This is a genomic window from Thalassospira lohafexi (assembly GCF_002844275.1).
Taxonomy (GTDB): Bacteria; Pseudomonadota; Alphaproteobacteria; order Rhodospirillales; family Thalassospiraceae; genus Thalassospira; species Thalassospira lohafexi.
Map to the genome: position 1 here is coordinate 614,608 of NZ_NXGX01000001.1, position 19,461 is coordinate 634,068.

A 19,461-nucleotide genomic window follows, 5' to 3' on the forward strand; every position below is an offset into this window, starting at 1 on the left:
ATCGCGCGCAAATGCCTATCAGGTGTTTGCTGTCGTGTGGGGAAAGAACCGAAAACCGGCGGCGCAAAAATATGCCGAGGTTACGGGCGTAACGTCAGGCGCCCGCCCGTTTGATCGATCATGTGATCACAGGGCAGGCGCCTTTGTTCGCGATGGGGGATGTCTTAGGGCCGTTTAGGCTGTTTTGCGGCGCAGACGTGCGACATCTGTTTGGCTGGTATCAATTATTCCGCGATAGGCATGCCAGCTTGAGAAGCCCAGAAGCGGCATGATGACAGCCATGCCAAACAAAAACACAACCATGCCACATGCTGACAGGATGGCAATCACCGCTGCCCAGCCGGTCAGGACTTTCCAGTTTTTGCGAAATGCCGCGACACTGATGATAACAGCCGTGATGACATCAACGTCACGATCAACCAGCAACGGTATAGACACGACCGAAACGGCAAAAACCATGATCGCCAATACACCGCCAAGGATGCTTCCGGTGATCAGGAAGGTCATGGCATCGCGCGAAAAGAAGGTTTCCCACACCAGCACATCAAGCGATGGCACCGTGCCACTATAAAACAAGGCAAACAGCAACATCGCAATACGTGTCCATGCGAGGAAGAACAGCATCAACATAATGCCGATGGCACCAATTTGGCCCGGATTGCGGCGAAACCCGTTCAGGCTGTGCCACAGGGTGACGTTTTCGCCCATTTCAAGGCGGCGACTGGTTTCATAAAGTCCGACAGCCAGAAGCGGGGCGAGGAGCATAAAGCCGGCCGCCAAGGGCAAGGTCAGATGAAGCTGCCCAGTTTGAAAGATGCTCAGAACCACAAGATAGCCTGCAAGAACGCAGAATGCGCCATAGGCCAGCCCGATGGCAGGGGCACGTTTGAAATCCCGCCAGCCTGCTTCAAGCCACGCACCGGATTGATCGGTGGTGATTTCACGAATGCCGATGCCGCTTATTGTGGGTTCGACCGTATTATTTGTCTGTACGATTGTTGTTTCGGTCATGGGTGTCCTCCCTGTCGCTTCTGGCCTGTTTGTTTTGGCCCGCTGCATTTGGCCCGTTGCATTTGGCGTGTCGCTTTTCGCAAAACGATCTTTTGATCCGCATGAAAGTCAGGATTGAATTTAGTGGTGTCTAAAATGTATCATTTTAAAGGGGGATTTCCAGCATCCAGTTGATTTTAAAGCATGTATAAAGAATGTGTGATGTGGCATTCTGGTAAAATTGGGTTATGTTCCCGCATGCTGTGGGGTTGTTTGGATTGGTTAAAAAATCAGATTTTAATCAGTCTGGATGCCTGATCGCGGCGTATGACCCATTCAGATGACATCTGATGTGGACAATTGAGGCGATAAGACCCATCTGAACATCGGAAAACCAATCGGGCGGTCTGTGAACAATCTCTCGCCATTTTCTATTGCGAGACGTAATTCGAGCCCTATGCTTTTGGGGCCTGACCCGAAACTTGAAATCGAACCTTAAAAGGTCGCTGCCAACCGGCAGAACGATCTTGCGAGCAAGCGGAGCCTGACTTTTGAAAAAAATCCTTGCCGTTATCGGCGCTGTGTTGGTCGTTTTGATTGCAGCGTTGCTGATCATTCCATCCCTGATCGACTGGAATGGCTATAAGGCCCAGGTCAGTCAGGCTGTCCGTGATGCGACAGGACGCGAACTTGTGATCAATGGCGATTTGTCGATGTCGTTGATCCCGTCGCCTGCCTTGTCGGCAGAGCAGGTTGCACTTGGCAATGCACCCGGTGCGACGGACGCGAACATGGTGACGATTTCAGAAGTGCGGGTTTCCGTTGCGATGATGCCGCTTTTGACCGGCAATGTTCAGGTCACCGAAATCAGCCTGATTGATCCGGTGATTGCCATCGAAACGTTTGAAGATGGCAGCAACAACCTTGTGTTTGATCCGGCACAGGCAAAGCGTTCCGGCCCGGATGCGGGGACAATCACCACGCCTGAGCCTGCAACGCCATCGACGGAAAACACCCCGGCCGCACCGACATCCGGTGATGATGGTGCAAGCAGCGATTTCTCCAGCGCCATTCAGGTCGACCGGCTTGAGGTCGAAAATGCCACAATCATATACCGCACGCCGGGCAGCGAGGAACGTATCGAGGGGCTGACCATTGGTGTTTCGGCCGATAGCCTGAATGGTCCGATGGACGGCGAAGGATATGTGTTTTATCGCGGCATTCCGTTGACGTTTGAATTTAACGTCGGACAGATCAGCCAAACCGGTCCTTTCCCGGTCAGCCTCAAGGTTGGTGTCGACAAGGTCGATGGGGGAATTTCGCTGGGTGGTAAAGTTGACCTGTCTTCGGACAACCCCGGATTTGACGGCCAGATTGAAGGCAAGTTTGATGATCTGCGCGCAGCAGCATTGCGCATTGCCGGTGAGGGAGCAGACATCCCTGATATCGCGGCCAAGCCGTTTGACCTTGGCGGGCACATCACGGCCGATGCCAAATCGGTCACGTTAAATGATTTGTCGATCCGTTTTGGGGAAACCCGCGGATCGGGGGCGATTGCGATTGATCAGGAACCGCGTATGCGGGCTGATGTTGCGTTGCGCTTTAACCAGCTTGATCTGGATTCAATTCTGGTGCTGGCCGACGTCGGTGATGGCGTAAAGGCACCAGAAGCGAACAGCGCATCGGGTTCATCATCGACCGATGCCGGAAAAGCATCCGATGAGGCGCAGTCCATTCCATCGCAAAGTTCGGTGAAATCGGGTTCAGCAAACGGGCCGATTATTCCGGCCGATCTGACAGCATCCATCGACTTTGAAGTCGAGACCCTGATTTATAATCAGACGCCCATTCACAATGCCCGCATCAATGCGGCGATTGCCAACAGCAAAGTCACCTTGAACGAGGTTTCCGCCGGATTGCCCGGTGGAACGGACTTGGCCGTGTTTGGCAGCATTTCGGGTGAAAAATCGACACCATCTGCGGCACTTAGCTATGAAATCGCGTCGGAAAATATCCGTGCGGTGATCCGTTGGCTGGGTGTTGATGTTGATGGTGTGCGCGCTGATCGGTTGCGCCGTTTCTCGCTGACTGGCGGGATTAAAGGCACGCCCGAGCAGCTTAACATTTCCGATCTGGACATGCGCATTGATGACACCGCCATTCGCGGTGCTGTGGTTGCCAATATCAGTGGTCCGGGACTGCCGTCCCTTGGTATCGGGCTTAAGCTTGATCGCATCAATCTTGATCAATACCTTCCGAGCAGCCCAAGTGCGGCGGGCAGCGATCAAGGTTCTGATGCGTCGTCAGGGACGGCTTCCGGTTCGGGGGCTGCATCATCTGATGGGGCTTCTGATCAAGGGACTGCGGGCGGCACAGATGCCGATATGGTCAAACTGATCAAGGATGCCCTGGCACCACTTGACGGGATGGCGGCCAATTATCGGTTGTCGGCCGATGAGATCATTTCATCGGGTGTGTCGGTGCGCGGGATCGTTATTGATGGCAACATCAATGGGCGCAAGATTGCGCTGAACAATTTTGCCATTGCCGATGCGGCTGGTCTTGCGGCCAGTGCCAAGGGGACGTTCAATGGTGCTGCGGACATTCCGGCCTTTGAAGGTTTGGCCGTGCGCGTTACGGCCAAAACGCTTGAGCCACTGGCGAAATTGACGGGGATTACCCTGCCAGCACCGGCCAGCAGCTATAAAAGCATTCAGGCCAATCTTGGTTTGAACGGGCCTGTGAGCGGACCAACACTTGATCTTGATGTGTCCAATCCGCTGGCACAGGTGAGCCTTAAGGGTGTGTTGGCCAATATCTTTGGGGCCAATCCCGGCCTTGATGGCAAACTTGGTGTTCAGGCATCAAGCCTGAACCGGGCACTTGATCTGGTGGCTCCGACCTATACCCCATCGGGGAACCTTGGGCGTCTGGCACTTTCCAGTACGGTTAAGGGAACGGCACAGAACATCAATCTGGGCGACCTGAAACTGGTCGTCGGAGCATTTGAAACGGCGGGGGACGTCAAGTTTGACGCGACGCAGGCCCAGCCAAAAGTCACCGTCAGCCTTTCTGGAGGCAAGCTTGCGGTTGATCCGTTCCTGCCAGCCGAGAAACGCGCTGGTTTGATGCCGGGTGCGGGAAGTGGGATGCGCAAGGCAGCATTTAACCTGCCGCAGACGGCAAGTGTCACCCGTGTTGATGCCCGTGATGGCACGCCGTGGGATGATACGGTGATTGATGTTTCGGCCTTGCGGTCGATTGATGCTGACATTGCCATTGCACTTGATCAGCTTGATTTTGATACCTACAGCCTGATGAAGCCGGACTTGAAGGCGGATCTTGTTGCCGGGTTGTTGACGATTTCCAAGCTGACCGGTGTGCTGGGCGATGGTGATCTGGCGATTGATGGTAATTTCGATGCGCGCAGCACCGACATTCCCAAACTCGCCCTCAAAGGTTCGCTCGATGGTGCACGGGTGGAAAAACTTGCTCCTATTCAGGTTGCCAGTGACCTTATCAATGGCGGTATTCAAACCAAGTTTGATGTTTCCGCATCGGGCAATACATCGCGTCGTCTGGTGTCAGCCCTTGGCGGGACAGCCAATTTTGTCCTGAACAATGTGCGGTTTAGCAATGCCGATAAACGGTCTGCTGATCCGAAACTGAACTTGCAGGCTTTGCTGCGTCAGGGACCGCAGGCCATGGTGGTTGAGGGCATTGGCAACAACGACATTCTTGAAACGCTTGAGGCCGATATCACCATTACCAACGGTGTGGCCAAAACCACACGGGTTGAGGCAACCTCACGCGTGGGGACGGCGGATGCGGATGCGACCCTTGATTTGCCCAAATGGGTGATGGACACGCAGGCGGACTTTGATTTCTCGGAAAAAATCGAAGAACTGCCGCCTTTCAGTGTTTATGCCAAAGGCAAAATTGACGATCCGGTGATTACGGGACGGATGGACAAGGTTGCGGTGAAGGTTCTTGATAACCTTTTGGACAAGGCGCTTGGCGGGGATGGATCGTCCGGTTCAAGTGGTGATTCGGGTAAGGATGCGGCCAAAGGATTGCTAAAAGGTCTTTTGAATCAATTCGGTCGCTAATCCCCGTCCTTGAGATTTTATCTTTGAAACGGCCCTGCAGTGCGGGGCCGTTTTATTTTGGGGACATTGCCATAGTAGTTGATTGTCACATAACGGCAAAAAAACCTTAACAAAGTGCCCCGGCTTCTACATGATCCGCGCGTCGATTCCCTTTGATGGTAACGGTTGATTATGTCGGTAAAGAAAACGGCTCTGGATAAGGACCTCAAGTGGCAGCGCCGCATGGATGCGGGGATGGGTGAAACCGCCTCGATCAGTGCGAAACTTGGTCTGGCACTTGTGTTCCTGCTGGCGTGTAGCGCGTTTGTCGCCTTTCAAATGGGCGGGGTACCGCAAAGTGGCTTCCTGATTGCGGCTGCCGTTATTGGCGGTTACATGGCGCTCAACATCGGGGCCAATGACGTTGCCAACAATGTTGGCCCGGCGGTGGGGTCCAAGGCGCTGACCATGGTTGGCGCGCTTTTGATTGCCGCGGTTTTTGAGGCTGCTGGTGCGATCATTGCCGGGGGCGATGTTGTCAGCACGATCAAGAACGGCATTATTGATCCGGCCCGGATGCCTGATCCTCAGACCTTTGTCTGGGCAATGATGGCGGCCCTTCTTGCTGCTGCCTTGTGGCTTAATCTTGCGACGTGGATTGGTGCGCCGGTTTCGACCACGCATTCCATCGTTGGTGGTGTGATGGGCGCTGGTATGGCCGCAGTTGGCATTGACGCGGTGAATTGGCCGACCATGGGCACGATTGCTGCAAGCTGGGTGATTTCGCCGGTTCTTGGGGGATTGATCGCGGCCGGGTTCCTGGCCTTTATCAAGTTCCGCATTCTTTATACCGACGACCGGGTTGCCGCGGCGCGCAAATGGGTGCCAATCCTTGTCGGGGTGATGGTTTCGGCCTTCACCATGTATCTGATGATGAAGGGCATTAAGAAAATCTGGAAAGTGGAAACGCCGGTTGTGATTGCAATTGGTATTGCGGCTTTCATCATTACGGTCCTGCCGGTCCGGAAGGCCGTTTTCCGGGCTTCTGCCAATATGACGGGGCGCCGCAAGGAGATTGCATCCTTGTTCCGGCTTCCGCTGGTTGCGTCGGCCGCCCTTCTGTCATTTGCCCATGGATCTAACGATGTTGCCAATGCGATTGGTCCGTTGGCGGCCATTGTTTCGGGTATCAACAGCGGTGAGATCGTGACATCTGCACCGATCCCGATCTGGGTGATGGTCATTGGCGCGATTGGTATTGCCGCCGGGCTTATCCTGTTTGGTCCGAAACTGATCAAGACAGTCGGGTCCAAAATCACCAAGCTTGATCCGATCCGTGCCTATACCGTGGCGCTGTCGGCAGCTTTGACCGTGATTGTCGCATCGGCCCTTGGTTTGCCGGTTAGTTCGACCCACATTGCGGTCGGGGCGGTGTTCGGGGTTGGTTTCCTGCGTGAAAGCCTTAATCATCGTCGTCGTCAGGTTGTGAACCCGCCGATGTTGGTGGATGGATCGGACAATACAGAGGTTGATGCGCATATCGAAGCCCTGCGTCAGATTGACCCGAATGAAGCCGAAAAGGCCGAGAAGAAATTGCGCAAGCGTCTTCTGGTGCGCCGGAACTATGCATTTACCATCGCAACTGCGTGGGTGGTGACGGTTCCGGCTGGCGCGTTCCTTGGGGCGCTGCTGTTCTTCACCATTCGTGGCATCATGTTGTAATATCAAAAAGAATAGAGTTTCGCGGCACAATGCCCCATTTTCCCCGGGGTGTGTGCGGCGATCTGCAGCGGCGGTCAGGGGTTCCCTGATCGCCGTTTTTCCTTGACCGCTCAGTGCCGCGGGCGTAAATACCCGGCCAACAACGTCGAACAGCACCCGGTCTTGATCGTCGCCCAATAAAGTGGGCCGCGAGATTTGTTATGCGTGGGGTCGACTTTATTGAAGGACAGATAGATGAAAGCCATCATTTTCGGCATTCTGGCCATGGCCGCGACGGTTGTCGCATCAAATATTCTGGTCGAATATCCGCTGCCTGGCGTTCTGGCCGATTGGCTGACCTATGGCGCGTTTACCTATCCGGTCGCATTTCTGGTGACGGATCTGACCAACCGGGCACGCGGGGCCAAGGCGGCCCGTGTTGTCGTGCTGACGGGGTTTGCGTTGGCGGTTGTGTTGTCGCTGATCTTTGCCGACACACGCATCGCCATTGCATCGGGATCGGCTTTCCTGATTGCGCAGATGCTTGATGTCACCATCTTTGACAAGCTGCGTCAGGCAACCTGGTGGAAAGCGCCGCTTGTCTCAAGCGGGATCGGGTCGGCTGTTGATACCGCGCTGTTCTTTTCCATTGCGTTCGTGGGCACCGGTTTGCCTTGGCATACATGGGCCATGGGTGATTTCACCGCCAAGGTGATTATGGCGCTGACCTGTCTTGCACCGTTCCGTTTGTTGATGGCGGTGGTGACACCGCGTCAGAATGCGGAACCGGCACGAGGGTAATATAAGCTGTCTGCTGCTTGTGATTTTTGGCGAAGGGGCGCATAAAACGCCCCTTCATTTGTTTGTTCATTGTTCTGGAATAGCCCTGATCCATGAAAGTCGATCTGTTCGATTTCGAATTGCCGCGTGAGCGCATTGCCGAACATCCTGCATCGCCGCGCGATGCGGCGCGTATGCTTGACCTGTCGTCGGCGGATATCCAAGACCGTATTGTGCGCGAACTGCCCGATATCCTGCGTCCCGGTGATTTGCTGATTTCCAATGATACCCGGGTTATTCCGGCACGCCTGTTTGGCAAGCGCGGCGAGGCAAAGGTCGAAGTCACCCTGCATAAGCAGGAAGGCCTTGGCACATGGGTTGCCTTTGCCAAGCCAGCCAAGAAGCTGCGCATTGGTGAAACATTCTGGGTGAATGATGAGTTTGAGGCCGAAGTCCTTGATAAAAAGGACGGTGGCGAAGTGGTGTTGCGGTTCAATAAGTCCGGGGCTGATTTGATTGCCGCCCTTGAGAAATATGGTGTGATGCCGTTACCACCCTATATCCGGCGTGAAACCGGCGGGGATGATCAGGATAAATCTGATTATCAAACCATTTTCGCGCAAAAGGATGGTGCGGTTGCGGCCCCGACGGCGGGATTGCACTTTACCCCGGACTTGCTGGCGAACCTTGATGCGCGCGGGATCAAGCGCCGCACGATTACGCTGCATGTCGGGGCGGGGACGTTTTTGCCGGTGAAGGTTGATGACACCGAGAACCACAAAATGCATGCGGAATGGGGATCAATTTCGCCAGAAATTGCCAATCTGATCAATGAAACGCGGGCCAATGGCGGGCGGGTTGTTGCGGTTGGGACGACGTCGTTGCGATTACTTGAAAGTGCGGCCCGTGAAGACGGGGTGGTTGAACCGTTCGAGGCCGAAACCGACATCTTTATCACGCCGGGGTATAAGTTCCGCGCGGTGGATATGTTGTTGACCAACTTCCATTTGCCGCGATCGACCCTGTTCATGCTGGTGTCGGCCTTTGCCGGGTTTGACCGGATGAAGGCGGCCTATGCGCATGCGATCGAAAACGAATATCGTTTCTATTCCTATGGCGATTGCAGCTTGCTTGAATGCGCCAGTAAAATTGATGCACGGACATAAATCCAGATGACCGAATTTCGCTATGAACTGCTTGCGACCGATGGCAAGGCCCGTCTGGGGCGGATTCACACCGCACATGGCGTGATTGATACGCCGACCTTTATGCCAGTGGGGACTGCCGCCACGGTCAAGGCGATGTTGCCGGAAAATGTTGCAGATACCGGCGCGCAGATTTTGCTGGGCAATACGTATCATTTGATGTTGCGGCCGGGGGCGGAGCGCATTGCGCGCCTTGGCGGTCTGCATAAATTCATGAATTGGGACAAGCCGATCCTGACCGATAGCGGCGGGTATCAGGTGATGTCGCTTGCGAAATTGCGCAAGATCACTGAAGACGGTGTGACGTTCAAAAGTCATATCGATGGGCGTAAATTTAACCTGACGCCGGAACGCTCGATGGAAATTCAGCATTTGCTGGGATCGACCATCACCATGGCGTTTGATGAATGCACGCCGTTCCCTGCGACCGAGCAACAGGCACGCGAAAGTATGCAGATGTCGATGCGCTGGGCCAAGCGGTCCAGAGATGCGTTTGTCAATCGCGAAGGCTATGCGCTTTATGGCATTCAGCAGGGCAGCGTGTTTGAAGCCTTGCGCCGGGAAAGTTCGGAAAAACTGGCTGAGCTTGATTTGCCGGGGCATTCGGTTGGCGGACTTGCGGTGGGCGAAGGCCAGCAGATCATGTTTGATACGCTTGATTTCTGTGTCGATATGTTGCCCGCCAACAAGCCACGTTACCTGATGGGGGTTGGCAAGCCGTCTGATCTTGTGGGTGCTGTGATGCGCGGGATTGATCAGTTTGACTGCGTTTTGCCGACCCGTTCGGGGCGCAATGCACAGGCCTTTACCCATCGGGGGACGCTGAACCTTAAAAACGGCCGTCACCGCGATGATGACCGTCCGCTTGATGATCAGTGTGGGTGCCCGGCCTGCACGAAATATTCGCGCGCCTATTTGCATCATCTGATCAAGGCGGGCGAGATGCTGGGTTCCGTGCTGCTGACGTGGCATAACCTTGCCTATTATCAGGATTTGATGCGCGATATGCGGAGTGCCATTTCCGAGGGCCGTATGGACGCATTTGCACGCGATTTCCATGCCGCACAGGAAGGCGGGGATATTGATCCCGTGCCGATCATCGAGGATTAAGGAGAACCGTCATGGCCGATCAGACGATCTATGACAATCTGACCATGCTGGGCAGTGATACCGCACAGCCCGCATCCCCGGATGAAGCCGTTTTGGAACGTGTGGCCAACCCGCAGGCCGGAACCGATTACTGTGTGCGGTTTGTCGCACCGGAATTTACGTCCCTGTGCCCGATGACCGGTCAGCCGGACTTTGCCCATCTGGTGATTGATTACATTCCTGGTGACTGGCTGGTGGAAAGTAAATCGCTCAAACTTTTCCTGACCTCGTTCCGCAATCACGGGTCGTTCCACGAAGATTGCACCATCAAGGTTGCCAAGCGCATTGTCGAAACGCTTGATCCGAAATGGCTGCGCATTGGCGGGTATTGGTATCCGCGTGGTGGTATTCCGATTGATGTGTTTTATCAGACGGGTGCGGCACCAGAAGGTGTCTGGATCCCTGATCAGGGGGTTGCGCCGTATCGCGGGCGTGGCTGACGCCGATCATCTGTCAAATTAACGTCAAAGGCTGCCTTGTGAATAAGGTGGCCTTTTGTGTTTTTGGCAGATGATTATATAAGGCAGACGAGAGTACCCAGTTCGACAACCAATAGATCAAACGCCATGGCCGCCCACAGCGCAGATGCGATTACGCTTGAACGTCTTCAGGCCAAAGCCCGTGAAATCGGCTTTGACGTCTGTGGTGTTGCGCGTCCGAGCATTGATGCGCGTAATCAGAAGCGGCTGGATGAGTTTGTTGCGGGTGGGGAATATGGGTCGATGGACTGGATGAATGATCCGGAACGGTTACCGCGCCGCCGTGATCCGGTTGCGTTGTGGCCCGATGTGAAGACCGTCATTGTGCTGGGCAGTAATTATGGCCCGGCGGAGAATCCGATGGCCTTGCTCGATCATCCCGACCGGGCGATGATTTCGGTCTATGCCAAGAACAAGGATTACCACGACCTGATCAAAAAGCGCCTGAAACAACTGGCACGCTGGTTGATGGAACAGGCGCAAAAATCAGGGGCAGGGGGTGAGCAGGTCAAGGTGTTTGTTGATACCGCGCCGGTTCTTGAAAAGCCGTTGGGCCAATCAGCCGGGATTGGCTGGCAGGGAAAACACACCAATCTGGTGTCGCGCGAATTTGGCAGCTGGCTGTTTCTGGGCGAGGTGTTCACAACCCTTGAATTTGAGGAAGCCGCGCCGGAAATTGATCATTGCGGGTCCTGTTCAAAATGCGTTGCGGCCTGTCCGACTGATGCGTTTCCAGCCCCCTATAAGCTTGATGCGCGCAAATGTATTTCATACCTCACCATCGAGCATGATGATGTGATCCCGCATCAGTTTCGCCGCGCGATGGGCAACCGGATTTACGGCTGTGACGATTGTCTGGCGGCCTGCCCGTGGAATAAGTTCGCTTCGCGGACCGAAGAGCTGGCCTTTATCCCGCGCGCGGAGCTGACAGCCCCCCGGTTGGCCGATTTCCTTGAGCTTGATGAGGCAGAATTTCGAGCGTTCTTTAACGGATCACCGATCAAGCGGATTGGCCGGGCCAAGTTCCTGCGCAATGTTTTGATTGCCGCAGGCAATAGCGGGTCCAAAAGCCTGATCCCGCGTGTGGAAAATCTGTTGGCCGATGACAGTGCGCTGATCCGGGCCAGTGCGGTTTGGGCCTTGACCCAACTGATGTCGCCCGATGCATTTGCAACGCTTAAATCAGACCATTACACGGCTGAAGAAAACCCGGTTGTGCGTGATGAATGGGATCAGGCAACCAAGGCCGCCTGATCGCACTTACAGATCAAACTTGATGAAATCGAAATGGTAGCGAAGCCCGCCGGTACTGTCGGCAAAGGCAATGCCATATCCCGGATTAAGCCGATTGCGGTCTTCGAGGTCTTCTTCTTTCTCATGACGGAAATCAAGCGGTTCGCCGCATTGCGTGCTGGCAGCCAGAAGGAAGGGCACACCTTGCCATGTGCCGGTTGCCGGGCGGTGCAAATGGCCAAAGAACAGATGTTTGATCTGTGGGTTGGCGGTAACGATTTCGCCCAGTTTCTGATCAGCGTCAAGGCGAATGGTATCCATGAACGGCAGGCCCATTTCAAACGGCGGATGATGCATGAACAGGAAGGTTGGCATGTCTTGGTGGGCATTTAGCTCATTGCGCAGCCAGTCCAGACGATGCTGGCATAATGTGCCGTGATGGGCACCGGGAACGATGCTGTCCATCATCACAAACCGCACCCCGCCAAATGTGTGTCCGTGATTGATAAAACCGTTTTCATCCACCGGGGTGTCGGGAAAGGCCTGTTTGAAGGCTGCCCGTTCGTCATGGTTTCCGGGGATCAGGATATAGGGAATGGCAAGGTCGCCCAGAATGGCAATTGCCTGTTCATACTGTTCTGGATGGCCGTGATGGGTGATGTCGCCGGTGATGACGCAAATCTCGGCATCGCGGTGGTATTTGTTAATCTCGCCAATGATTTTGCCGAGCGTGGCGGCGGCATCGGGATGGCGCGAATAATCATCACGTGCGAGAATATGCGTATCGGAAAGATGTATAAATTTCATGGCGATGCCCTATCATGATCCTAGAGCCTATTCCATTTAGATTGCACCGTTTTGCCGGAGATCACCTTCTGTGCTGCAAGGAAAGGTTCGCCGAGCGTAGCGGTGCTACGGTCAAGACCTTTGACGCTGCGGGGCAGAAGGTGATCCAGGCCCGAAGGGTTTGTGTTTGGCGACGTTTGGCAGCGTTACGCCGTTTGAACGATGCGCCGCATCGCCCTGCACGCCGTGCCTTGCCAAACAATTCGCCAAACGCAAACAAAACGATGCAATCTAAATGGAATAGGCTCTACTGAAACCATGTCCGTTTTCGAAGTACGTGCAAAGTTATAAATGTCATGGATGATACCGTTCGTAAAAGATCAGTGACAATTGCCGGGCATCGCACCAGCTTTTCACTTGAAGACGCCTTCTGGCAGGAACTGTTGGGGCTTGCGGAACGGCGCGCGGTGACCTTGGCGGAACTGGTGGTCGAAATTGACAGTACGCGCGATGGCAACCTGTCGAGTGCCCTGCGGCTTTATATCCTGCGTGATCTTCAGGCGCGGTTGGCAGAGGCATCTGATCGCGGTTCTGATCCTGCGTTGGACGGGGACGGCGAATAATCGCGGGTGCCATAGATCGGGAACAGGGCGATGTGCGGTATTGCGGGGGCGACGGCAAAAAACGACCAGGCTTTTTTATCCGATGCCTTGAACCATCTTTCCCATCGCGGTCCTGACGGTCAGGACGTCTGGCATGATCCCGATCATCGATGTGCAATCGGATGTGCGCGCCTTGCGACGACGGATGTTTCGTCGGCTGGCGCGCAACCGATTACCTCGGCCGATGGGCGGTTTGTGCTGGTCTTTAATGGCTATGTCGTCGGTCATCGCCGTGCGCTTGCCGCGTTAAAGAAAACCGGCGTTTCGGTGCGAAGTCACAGTGATGCGGAGCTTGTTTTGCATCTTTTGGCCCATGCGATAGCGGTTGATGGTGATGTCGCAGGCGCATTGGCGCAGCTTTCCGGGCAGTATGCGTTGGCCTTATGGGACCGGGATCAGGCGGTCTTGTATCTGGCGCGCGATCCGCTTGGCATCAAGCCACTTTATGTGATGAACCGCCCCGATGGGCATGTTGCTTTTGCGTCTGAACCATCCGCACTTTCTGCCTTTGGCCCATTGCACCGCGATGAGACGGTGCGCGCGCACTATTTTGCACATTTGTTTGTACCATCACCTGAAACCGGGACTGTTGATGTGCGTTTGGTGCCGCCCGGACAGGTTTTGCGGTGGCAGAATGGGCAGATCAAAAACGATGAAATTTCCCATACGGTAAAGCGGACAACATCGACGCGAGTTCAATCACCAACGAAAACCGAACTGACCGCAAAGCTGCATGGTGCCGTGTGGCAATCGGTGGCAGATGCGATGGATGCCGATTGTTCGGTTGGGACGCTGGTATCTGGCGGGCTTGATAGTGCCGGTATTGCCGCGATGGCCTGTTCGGTTGCGCGCGAACGCGGGCAGGTGCCGCCGACTGGTCTCGTGATGGGGTTTAACGACCCGGCGGTGGACGAAACGCGCGCAGCACAAAGGCTTGCGCGTCATCTGGGGCAAGAAATTCATGTCGTGTCCGCGCCGGAAAAACCGCATGAGATTTTTGATGAATTGCAAAAAGCCCTGCACAGCATTGGCGGGCCGTTTGCCAATCCATCCGTGGTTTTGATGCGCAGCCTGTCACGTGTGGTTGGACGTCACGCAAAAGTCTGTTTGTCGGGCGATGGCGGAGATGAGCTGTTTGGCGGCTACCCACGGTATCAGGGCGCACGGTTGTTTGATCAATATTGGCGTTCTGTACCCCTATCGGTTCGTCGGATGCTTGCCCGCATGGTCGGGCGCAATGGGCCGCGCAATATGGCGCGGTTCCTTGAGGGTGGGCAAGGCGATGCCAGACGTGCGTTTGAAGTGTGGAACAACAGATGTGCGGTGCCGGAACTTAAGACCGGGTTGGTCAAATATATGCAGGATGTTGATGGTACTGATGCTGATGGGTTGGCGGCTCTGATGATGGCGTTTGATCGCGATGTGACGCTTCCGGGTAATCAATTGATGATGTCGGACCGGATGGGCATGGCGTTTGGCGTTGAGTACCGGTTGCCGTTGCTTGGGCATGAGGTGGTGCGTGTGGCGGCGGAGATTGAGGCCAAACAGCACCTGCGACGTGGGGGTAAGGATATCTGGCGCGCGGTTGTCGCACCCTATTTACCCAAGGAGCATATCAATCGCCCAAAGATCGGATTTAACCCGCCAACGGCGGATTGGCTGGCAAAGATCTGTCGTCATGTCTGGGGTGATGCCGAAACGATTTGTACCGCCCTTTTTGACGGGTTTGATGTGCCTAAAGACCGGCGCGCTGTTTATTGGCAACGGGCCATATCAGGGCGCGCGCCTGATGTTGCGCTGACCCTGTGGGCGTTGATGGTCTGGCAGATGTGGTTAAACGATGGATCGGTTAAGCGCCAGCGGGTTTTAGCACAGCAATCATTCCCGCCATCAAGCGCGCGCGTCATCGCCCCAGCTTCGTGACCGGCGATAGAGGTTTAAGGCCGTCAGTGCCGTCGGGGCAAGTTGAACTACCTGACGTGACAGGGCCGTGACGTGGCCTTCATCAATCTCGTCTTCGTCGAAAATCGTCTGAGTGGTTGCGCAGAGTTCGGACAATTGACGCAGACCAAAGGTGCCGGATGTGCTTTTGAGGACGTGAACTTCGCTGCGCACCGTCGATAAATCGTCTTCTGATAAGGCCTTGTCGATTTTGACCAGACGGGATTCGGTTTCATTGATGAAAATATCAATCCCGCAGCGCGCCCCTTCGTCCCCGGCATCGTTGTAAAGCTGTTCAAGGACGCGGATATCAAGGACCGGACTTGTTGGTGATTCTGGACGCATCCGTTTGCCCAGCCGCGCACTTTTGCTGCGCAGGACCGGCGGCGGGGATGGCAGGTTGTTTTGTTTGAGTTTGTCGACGGGGGCCCGCGTAATCAGGTCACGAATGGTTTCAAGAAGCGGGCCGCGCTGGATCGGTTTGTTGATGAATTCATCCACACCTGATTGGCGGGCAATGACATTCCAGTCCCGCGATTGATGGGCCGACAGGGCGATGATCGGTGTGTGGGAAATGGGGCCTTGCATATGGCGAATACGCCGCGTGGTGTGCAGCCCGTCCATGTCGGGCATTTCAACATCCATCAGGATTAAATCTGCCGCCACGCCACGGCGCAGCATATTGAGCACAGTTTGCCCGTTGCTGGCCTCGACAATGGTGTATCCCTCGGATTGTAAAATACGCCGTGCGACCATGCGGTTGCTTTCGCTGTCATCGGCAATGATGACGGTGCCGATGTTGCTGTCGTTGGCGGACGCATTTAGGCGCATCGACGGGGGCGGGGCGGCCTGTGGTTTAACGAAACAGACCGAAATCATCCCGCCTTCGGGCAATTCTGTTTCGTTAAACAGAAGGTCTTCTTCGGCAACGCCGGTAATGAGCTGTTCCCACGCAGGATTGGCATACACAATACGTTCTTCGGCATCGAACAATGCGATGCCGGCTTGTGTTTGTGCCAGTGCTTCGATGATCTGGTTATTCATTGGCCACCTTGTCGATTCGGTGCCCAGTCCCTTACCAAAAGGTAATTAGTCTTGTTGTCTGAAACGCATAGGTTTCATTTTTGATTTCGTTCATTGTTACATTTTTTTCTAATAAGTCCATATTTTTTAACAGATGCAGCGGCGAAGCCGCCCGTCGCCACGAAACAAAACGGCAAAACAATTGTTTCAAAATGTTAATTAAATGAAACAATTGTTGAGGAAGGTTGTGGCTTGTGGCGTAATTGTCTGATCGTTTGAACAAAGGTGCCTGACCGATGGGACTTCATGCGGATTTGCGCGAAAAACTGATATCTGATTATGGGAAGTTAAGTCCGCAGATGCAGAAGGCTGCGCGCTATATCCTTGATCATCCCAATGATGTTGCCCTGCGCTCAATGCGGGCCCTTGCGCGGGCCGCCGATGTTCCGCCCAGCACGGTCACGCGCCTGATGACGGCCATTGGTGTCGATACCTGGCAACAGTTTCGCGATCATTATCAGAACCGTTTGCTTGATCTTCCGGCAAGTTATGCCAACCGGGCGCGTGAAACCCAGAATGTCTCGCAGGATGTGGATCGTGATCAGCATTTGCTCGAAAGCATCGCACGCACCGAAATCGATAACATTGACAAGGCGTTTGGGGCGGAATTGCGAGGGCGTACCATCGACGCCTGTGCCGCGATTGAAAATGCGCGACAGGTTTTTGTCGTCGGGCGTGGTGCGGCCTATCCGGCGGCCTATCAGTTTGCCTATGCCTATCGGTTATTTCGCGACAATGTGGTTCTGGTCGATGGCCGGTCGGGTGCATTTGGTGATCAGTTGCGCGGGATCAACCGCCGCGATGTGATGATTGCCATCGGTGCACGTCCCTATATTCGCGATACGGTGCGCGCCGTAGATTATGCGCGCAGCCAGCATTGCCCGGTGATTGCCATTTGTGATTCCGACGTCGCGCCGATTGCACTTGATGCGATGATCAAACTGATCGTTTCGGATAAGTCTCAGTCCTTTTTCCAAAGCTTTACCGCCGCGGTGTCGCTTGTACAGGCGATTGTTGCCCTGCTTGTGGCGCGCGGTGGGCAAAAGGCCCTGGAGCGGATTGCCACGGCAGAAGAACAACTTGCAGCCTTTGACACCTATGTCGAAGATCCCAGCCCCACACGGAATTCCTGATCATGACGCATGCATCAAACACCCCATCTGTCCCCAATGCCAAAACCCGCGTGCTTCATCGCAGCAGTGTCGCGACCCCGCCGCGTGCAGTCCGGGGCGAGGGGATCTATATCTTTGACGAGAATGGCAAAAGTTATCTGGATGCCTGTGGTGGGGCGGCGGTGTCGTGCCTTGGGCATTCCGATGCCGATGTCCGTGCGGCGATGCATGCCCAGATTGATCAGATTGCCTATGCCCATTCCGGGTTCTTTTCATCCGATGCGATGGAAGAACTGGCCGATGACCTGATTGCCCATGCGCCAGACGGGATGGATAAGGTTTACTTCGTATCGGGCGGGTCCGAGGCGACCGAGGCCGCACTTAAAATGGCGCGGCAATATTATCTGGAAATCGGGCAGCCGGACCGGAAATACGTTATTGCGCGCAGGCAGTCCTATCATGGCAATACGCTGGGGGCGCTGTCGGTCGGCGGCAATATGTGGCGCCGCCAACAGTTTGAGCCACTGTTGATCACAGCAACCCATATCGCGCCAGTGTACCAATATCGTGATCAGCGCAACGGTGAAACCGATGCCGAATACGGCCTTCGCGTTGCCAATGAACTTGAAACCGCAATCCTTGAACTGGGCGCACAAAACGTTGCCGCCTTTGTTGCCGAGCCGGTCGTCGGCGCGACATCGGGTGCGGTGGCGCCAGTGCCGGGATATTTTAAGCGCGTGCGCGAGATTTGTGATCAGTATGGCGTGTTGCTGATTTTGGATGAAGTCATGTGTGGCATGGGCCGAACCGGCACGCTGCATGCGATTGAGCAGGAAGGCATTTCAGGCGATATTCAAACCATCGCCAAGGGATTGGGGGCGGGGTATCAGCCTATTGGTGCGGTTCTGGTTTCAAAGAAAATCAATGATGCCATCGCCAACGGTTCAGGGTTTTTCCAGCATGGTCATACCTATCAGGGGCATGCGACGGCCTGTGCCGCCGCCTTGGCAACCCAGCGCGCCATTCGGGAGCGTGATCTTTTGAGTAATGTTGTCAAACAGGGCGAAAATCTTGCCGATGGCCTTCGGGCCAAACTGGGGCAGCACCCGTTTGTTGGGGATATTCGCGGACGGGGCCTGTTTCGCGGGGTGGAACTGGTGGCCAACCGCGAAACCAAAGACCCGTTTGATCCGACCATGAAGATCAATGCCAAGGTCAAGAAGGCGGCCTTTGCACGCGGGCTTATGGCCTATCCAATGGGCGGGACGATTGACGGAGTGCGTGGCGATCACGTGTTGTTTGCCCCGGCGTTTATTGTGACTGAGGATGATGTTGCCAAGATTGTTGATCTTTTTGCCGCCGCCCTTGATGACGTTTTTGCCGCAGAAGGACTGGCATAATGGCATATGGCCGGACACCGTTTGTGATTGCCGCAGCCCCGAATGGCGCGCGAAAAACCAAGGCCGATGTGCCCAACATCCCGATTACTCCGGCTGAAGTCGCCCAAACGGCCCTTGCGTGCAAGCAGGCCGGTGCGGCGATGATGCATCTGCATGTCCGTGATGAGGATCAGAAACATAGCCTTGATGTTGGGCGTTATCGCGAAATGCTGACCGAAGTTCGTGCCGCAGTCGGTGATGATATGGTTTTGCAGGTCACAACCGAGGCGGTCGGCATGTATAGTGCCGATGATCAGATGGCGATGGTCCGCGGGCTTGTGCCCGAGGCAGTGTCGATTGCCATTCGTGAAATCGCACCGGATGGCTTTGACGTGAGTGCGCTAAAATCATTCTTTGCCTTCATGCGCGAAGCCAAAATTTCCCCGCAGTTCATTCTTTATGCCTCTGATGACGTCAGGCGGTTTAACCAACTGGTGGAAACTGGGGTTTTGCCGGGGGAAAAGTTCCCGGTTTTGTTTGTTTTAGGGCGCTATAGCGCGGGACAGGTCTCTGATCCGGCTGATTTATTGCCGTTTATCGGAACGAGTTCTTATATCTCTACGTGGATGGTGTGCGCGTTTGGGGCGTTTGAGAATGCCTGTATCCTGACCGGGGCAGGATTAGGCGGGCATGCGCGCATTGGATTTGAAAATAATCATCTTTTGGTTGACGGATCGCCTGCAGACCATAATGCTGAGCTGATTGCTCAGGCGCGCGAGGGTGCCCGCCTTATGGCGCGAAAAATCGCGACGGGCGAACAGGCCAAGCAGATCATGCACCCCGTATGGTAGCTTTGGCCGATCTTAGCGGCAA

15 protein-coding genes are annotated in these 19,461 nt (G+C 54.9%); 12 read left to right on the forward strand and 3 right to left on the reverse strand.

The genetic code is table 11. From position 1 onward, the window contains the following. Window positions 1-174 precede the first annotated feature (174 nt). On the reverse strand, window positions 175-1,011 hold the full coding sequence (locus tag COO92_RS02765; protein ID WP_101299655.1) for a DUF2189 domain-containing protein: 837 nt from the start codon (window positions 1,009-1,011) through the stop codon (window positions 175-177). Between the two features lie 530 nt (window positions 1,012-1,541). Here COO92_RS02765 and COO92_RS02770 point away from each other — a divergent pair. From COO92_RS02770 to queG, 7 genes are all read left to right on the forward strand, one after another. Continuing rightward, complete coding sequence (locus COO92_RS02770; RefSeq protein WP_101299657.1) at window positions 1,542-5,099, forward strand: AsmA family protein; 3,558 nt, start codon at window positions 1,542-1,544, stop codon at window positions 5,097-5,099. Between the two features lie 171 nt (window positions 5,100-5,270). After that, complete coding sequence (locus tag COO92_RS02775) at window positions 5,271-6,800, forward strand: inorganic phosphate transporter (RefSeq protein WP_165792262.1); 1,530 nt, start codon at window positions 5,271-5,273, stop codon at window positions 6,798-6,800. 234 nt (window positions 6,801-7,034) lie between these two features. Continuing rightward, on the forward strand, window positions 7,035-7,580 hold the full coding sequence (locus COO92_RS02780; RefSeq protein ID WP_101299660.1) for a VUT family protein: 546 nt from the start codon (window positions 7,035-7,037) through the stop codon (window positions 7,578-7,580). A gap of 92 nt (window positions 7,581-7,672) precedes the next feature. After that, window positions 7,673-8,725, forward strand: coding sequence for a tRNA preQ1(34) S-adenosylmethionine ribosyltransferase-isomerase QueA (gene queA, locus COO92_RS02785; protein WP_101299662.1), 1,053 nt, complete (start codon window positions 7,673-7,675; stop codon window positions 8,723-8,725). A 6-nt stretch (window positions 8,726-8,731) separates the two neighbouring features. Further along, window positions 8,732-9,874, forward strand: coding sequence for a tRNA guanosine(34) transglycosylase Tgt (gene tgt / locus COO92_RS02790; RefSeq protein ID WP_101299664.1), 1,143 nt, complete (start codon window positions 8,732-8,734; stop codon window positions 9,872-9,874). Between the two features lie 11 nt (window positions 9,875-9,885). Then, window positions 9,886-10,353, forward strand: a complete 468-nt coding sequence (gene queF / locus COO92_RS02795; protein ID WP_101299666.1) for a preQ(1) synthase — start codon at window positions 9,886-9,888, stop codon at window positions 10,351-10,353. A 126-nt stretch (window positions 10,354-10,479) separates the two neighbouring features. Then, on the forward strand, window positions 10,480-11,646 hold the full coding sequence (gene queG / locus COO92_RS02800) for a tRNA epoxyqueuosine(34) reductase QueG (RefSeq protein WP_101299668.1): 1,167 nt from the start codon (window positions 10,480-10,482) through the stop codon (window positions 11,644-11,646). A 6-nt stretch (window positions 11,647-11,652) separates the two neighbouring features. Here the strand turns inward: queG and COO92_RS02805 are convergent, their stop codons facing one another. Next, window positions 11,653-12,432, reverse strand: a complete 780-nt coding sequence (locus tag COO92_RS02805; RefSeq protein WP_101299670.1) for a phosphodiesterase — start codon at window positions 12,430-12,432, stop codon at window positions 11,653-11,655. Window positions 12,433-12,767: 335 nt separating this feature from the next. Here COO92_RS02805 and COO92_RS02810 point away from each other — a divergent pair, with 335 nt between their 5' ends. Then, the gene (locus COO92_RS02810) at window positions 12,768-13,034 is read left to right on the forward strand and encodes a ribbon-helix-helix domain-containing protein (protein ID WP_101299672.1); all 267 of its coding nucleotides are present in this window, start codon (window positions 12,768-12,770) and stop codon (window positions 13,032-13,034) included. Window positions 13,035-13,064: 30 nt separating this feature from the next. After that, window positions 13,065-14,996, forward strand: a complete 1,932-nt coding sequence (gene asnB / locus COO92_RS02815; RefSeq protein ID WP_101299673.1) for an asparagine synthase (glutamine-hydrolyzing) — start codon at window positions 13,065-13,067, stop codon at window positions 14,994-14,996. On the opposite strand, the gene COO92_RS02820 is transcribed toward asnB, so the two are convergent. After that, on the reverse strand, window positions 14,964-16,058 hold the full coding sequence (locus COO92_RS02820; protein ID WP_101299675.1) for a response regulator: 1,095 nt from the start codon (window positions 16,056-16,058) through the stop codon (window positions 14,964-14,966). The genes asnB and COO92_RS02820 overlap by 33 nt on opposite strands. A gap of 275 nt (window positions 16,059-16,333) precedes the next feature. Between COO92_RS02820 and COO92_RS02825 the strand changes: the two genes are divergently transcribed. The 3 genes from COO92_RS02825 to COO92_RS02835 are packed head-to-tail and all read left to right on the forward strand — an operon-like array spanning window position 16,334 to window position 19,439. After that, the gene (locus tag COO92_RS02825; RefSeq protein ID WP_101299676.1) at window positions 16,334-17,230 is read left to right on the forward strand and encodes a MurR/RpiR family transcriptional regulator; all 897 of its coding nucleotides are present in this window, start codon (window positions 16,334-16,336) and stop codon (window positions 17,228-17,230) included. 2 nt (window positions 17,231-17,232) lie between these two features. After that, window positions 17,233-18,609: an aspartate aminotransferase family protein gene (locus COO92_RS02830; protein ID WP_101299698.1), complete on the forward strand. Its 1,377-nt coding sequence runs from the start codon at window positions 17,233-17,235 to the stop codon at window positions 18,607-18,609. Beyond that, window positions 18,609-19,439, forward strand: a complete 831-nt coding sequence (locus COO92_RS02835) for a beta-keto acid cleavage family enzyme (protein ID WP_101299699.1) — start codon at window positions 18,609-18,611, stop codon at window positions 19,437-19,439. The genes COO92_RS02830 and COO92_RS02835 overlap by 1 nt, the downstream gene beginning before the upstream one ends. Window positions 19,440-19,461 lie beyond the last annotated feature (22 nt).

What these genes read in the sequence shown, in the direction of transcription:
- COO92_RS02765 (WP_101299655.1), bottom strand. Translation starts at nt 1,011, where the DNA reads ATGACCGAAACAACAATCGTACAGACAAATAATACGGTCGAACCCACA.
- COO92_RS02775 (WP_165792262.1), top strand. Translation starts at nt 5,271, where the DNA reads ATGTCGGTAAAGAAAACGGCTCTGGATAAGGACCTCAAGTGGCAGCGC.
- COO92_RS02780 (WP_101299660.1), top strand. Translation starts at nt 7,035, where the DNA reads ATGAAAGCCATCATTTTCGGCATTCTGGCCATGGCCGCGACGGTTGTC.
- queA (WP_101299662.1), top strand. Translation starts at nt 7,673, where the DNA reads ATGAAAGTCGATCTGTTCGATTTCGAATTGCCGCGTGAGCGCATTGCC.
- tgt (WP_101299664.1), top strand. Translation starts at nt 8,732, where the DNA reads ATGACCGAATTTCGCTATGAACTGCTTGCGACCGATGGCAAGGCCCGT.
- queF (WP_101299666.1), top strand. Translation starts at nt 9,886, where the DNA reads ATGGCCGATCAGACGATCTATGACAATCTGACCATGCTGGGCAGTGAT.
- queG (WP_101299668.1), top strand. Translation starts at nt 10,480, where the DNA reads ATGGCCGCCCACAGCGCAGATGCGATTACGCTTGAACGTCTTCAGGCC.
- COO92_RS02805 (WP_101299670.1), bottom strand. Translation starts at nt 12,432, where the DNA reads ATGAAATTTATACATCTTTCCGATACGCATATTCTCGCACGTGATGAT.
- COO92_RS02810 (WP_101299672.1), top strand. Translation starts at nt 12,768, where the DNA reads ATGGATGATACCGTTCGTAAAAGATCAGTGACAATTGCCGGGCATCGC.
- asnB (WP_101299673.1), top strand. Translation starts at nt 13,065, where the DNA reads ATGTGCGGTATTGCGGGGGCGACGGCAAAAAACGACCAGGCTTTTTTA.
- COO92_RS02820 (WP_101299675.1), bottom strand. Translation starts at nt 16,058, where the DNA reads ATGAATAACCAGATCATCGAAGCACTGGCACAAACACAAGCCGGCATC.
- COO92_RS02825 (WP_101299676.1), top strand. Translation starts at nt 16,334, where the DNA reads ATGGGACTTCATGCGGATTTGCGCGAAAAACTGATATCTGATTATGGG.
- COO92_RS02830 (WP_101299698.1), top strand. Translation starts at nt 17,233, where the DNA reads ATGACGCATGCATCAAACACCCCATCTGTCCCCAATGCCAAAACCCGC.
- COO92_RS02835 (WP_101299699.1), top strand. Translation starts at nt 18,609, where the DNA reads ATGGCATATGGCCGGACACCGTTTGTGATTGCCGCAGCCCCGAATGGC.